Genomic DNA, 2,246 nt, shown 5'->3' with positions numbered 1-2,246 from the left:
GTGGGTTCGCGGGCCGGCGCCCGCCCGGTCACCGTGCACTCCTGTGATCAGAGTGCGGCCGAGGTGACCGTCGCCATGGGTCCCGCGCGCCTGGACGGGACGAGCACCGTCACGATCGCCGGACGGGCACTGACCGGCGACGCTGTGGACGTCGGCAATCCGCACCTGGCATGCGTCGTCGCCGATCTGACCGCGCAGACGCTGGCCGCGCTGGATCTGACCGTCGCACCGGTGCTGAATGGTGCAGATTTCCCGGCTGGTGCCAACGTCGAGGTGCTGACGCCATTGGAGCCGGCGTCCTCGCCGCTCGATTTCACGTCTCACCTGCGCGTGTACGAGCGTGGCGTGGGAGAGACTCGGTCGTGCGGGACCGGTCTGGTAGCCGGTGCCGCGGCCGCCCTGCACGGTATCGGGCGCAGCGAAGGAACGGTGGGCATCACGGTGCCCGGCGGCGGCGTGACGGTGACGATCGCCGCCGGTCAGGCGTACCTGCGCGGCCCGTCGCGGCTGGTCGCGCGCGGTGAGTTGATCGACGGATTCCTGGGCGGTTAGCAAAACCCAGGTGCGCGCGGCCGGTCCGATCAGGCATCATGGTCGGTATATGACTGACTTGCATGAACTCCCCGAGACACCGACCACTGGCGAACTTCAGCTCAGCGACCGCGCGTCGCTGCAACGCGTGGCCGGACTGAGCACCGAACTCTCCGACGTCACCGAAGTCGAATACCGGCAGCTGCGGTTGGAACGCGTCGTCCTCGTCGGTGTCTGGACCTCCGGCAGTGCCGATGAAGCCCAGGCCAGCATGGCCGAACTGGCCGCCCTCGCCGAAACCGCAGGATCGGAGGTCCTCGAAGCGGTGATTCAGCGCCGTCCGAAACCCGATGCGGCGACCTACCTGGGCTCGGGTAAGGCCGAGGAACTGCGGGAGGTGGTCCTGGCGACCGGCGCCGATACGGTGATCTGCGACGGTGAACTGACGCCCGCGCAGCTGACCGCGCTCGAGCGCGTCGTCAAAGTCAAGGTGATCGACCGGACCGCACTGATCCTGGATATCTTCGCCCAGCACGCCACCTCCCGCGAAGGCAAGGCGCAAGTCTCGCTGGCACAGATGGAATACATGCTTCCGCGTCTGCGCGGTTGGGGTGAATCGATGTCGCGGCAGGCCGGTGGTCGGGCCGGCAGCAACGGCGGTGTGGGCCTGCGCGGCCCCGGTGAAACCAAGATCGAGACCGATCGTCGGCGAATCCGCGAGCGCATGGCCAAGCTGCGCAAAGAAATCCGCGGCATGAAGACCGCGCGCACGGTCAAGCGCGCGCAGCGCAGCCGTGGCACCATCCCGGCGCTGACCGTCGTCGGCTACACCAACGCGGGGAAGTCGTCGCTGGTGAATGCGATGACGGGGGCCGGGGTGCTGGTCCAGGATGCGCTCTTCGCGACGCTGGACCCGACCACGCGCCGGGGGAAGCTGGCCGACGGGCACGAGGTGGTCTTCACCGACACCGTCGGCTTCGTCCGGCACCTTCCCACCCAGTTGGTGGAGGCGTTCCGGTCGACGCTGGAAGAAGCGGTCGACGCGGACCTGCTGATCCACGTCGTCGATGGCGCTGATGCCTTTCCCGGCAAACAGATATCTGCGGTGCACCAGGTGCTCGGCGAGGTGTATTCGGAGGAGAACGCGACCCCGCCGCCGGAACTGTTGGTGATCAACAAGATCGATGCCGTGGACGCCACCCGGCTGACCGCGCTGCGCGGGGAGTACCGCGACGCGGTCTTCGTTTCGGCGCGCACCGGCGAGGGCATCGACGAGCTGTTCGCCCGGATCACCGAGTTCGTCGAAGCCGGCGATGTGGAGGCCGTGCTCGCCGTGCCGTTCGCGCGCGGCGAGGTCCTGTCCCGACTGCACGAGCAGGCACATGTGCTGCACACCGAACACGCCGAGGACGGCACCCGCGTCCGGGCCCGGATGCCGAAGGCCCTCGCCGCCGAATACGCCGACCTGGTGGCGCAGTAGCGCGCCGGACGATCAGCCCCTCGGCGCACCCGATAGTATCGCCGCACACTACCGAGAAGGCGGATGTTGTCGTCTCGGCCGGAGGGGAGGGCCGTCAGTGACCAGTCCGTGGGATCAACCGCACGCCGGCAATCAACCGCAGCCGCCGGGCTACGGACAGTCGTACCCCCAGCAGGGATATCCCCAGCAGGGATACCCCCAGCAGGGATACCCCCAGCAGGGATACCCCCAGTAT

1 protein-coding gene and 1 pseudogene are annotated in these 2,246 nt (G+C 68.2%); both read left to right on the top strand.

The window, feature by feature from the left end:
* Window positions 1–552 (top strand): annotated as a pseudogene (locus WAW85_RS08100) (diaminopimelate epimerase); the annotation flags it as partial.
* A 49-nt stretch (window positions 553–601) separates the two neighbouring features.
* A complete protein-coding gene (hflX, locus tag WAW85_RS08095; protein ID WP_422559110.1) occupies window positions 602–2,011 on the top strand; it encodes a GTPase HflX in 1,410 nt (469 codons plus the stop codon).
* Window positions 2,012–2,246 lie beyond the last annotated feature (235 nt).

Source organism: Gordonia sp. (in: high G+C Gram-positive bacteria), assembly GCF_049299075.1.
In the GTDB taxonomy this organism is placed as follows: domain Bacteria; phylum Actinomycetota; class Actinomycetes; order Mycobacteriales; family Mycobacteriaceae; genus Gordonia.
This window is presented reverse-complemented; position numbering and strand designations above follow the sequence as displayed.

Excerpts from the sequence above, each read along its gene's own strand:
- hflX (WP_422559110.1), top strand. The coding sequence starts at position 602 with ATGACTGACTTGCATGAACTCCCCGAGACACCGACCACTGGCGAACTT.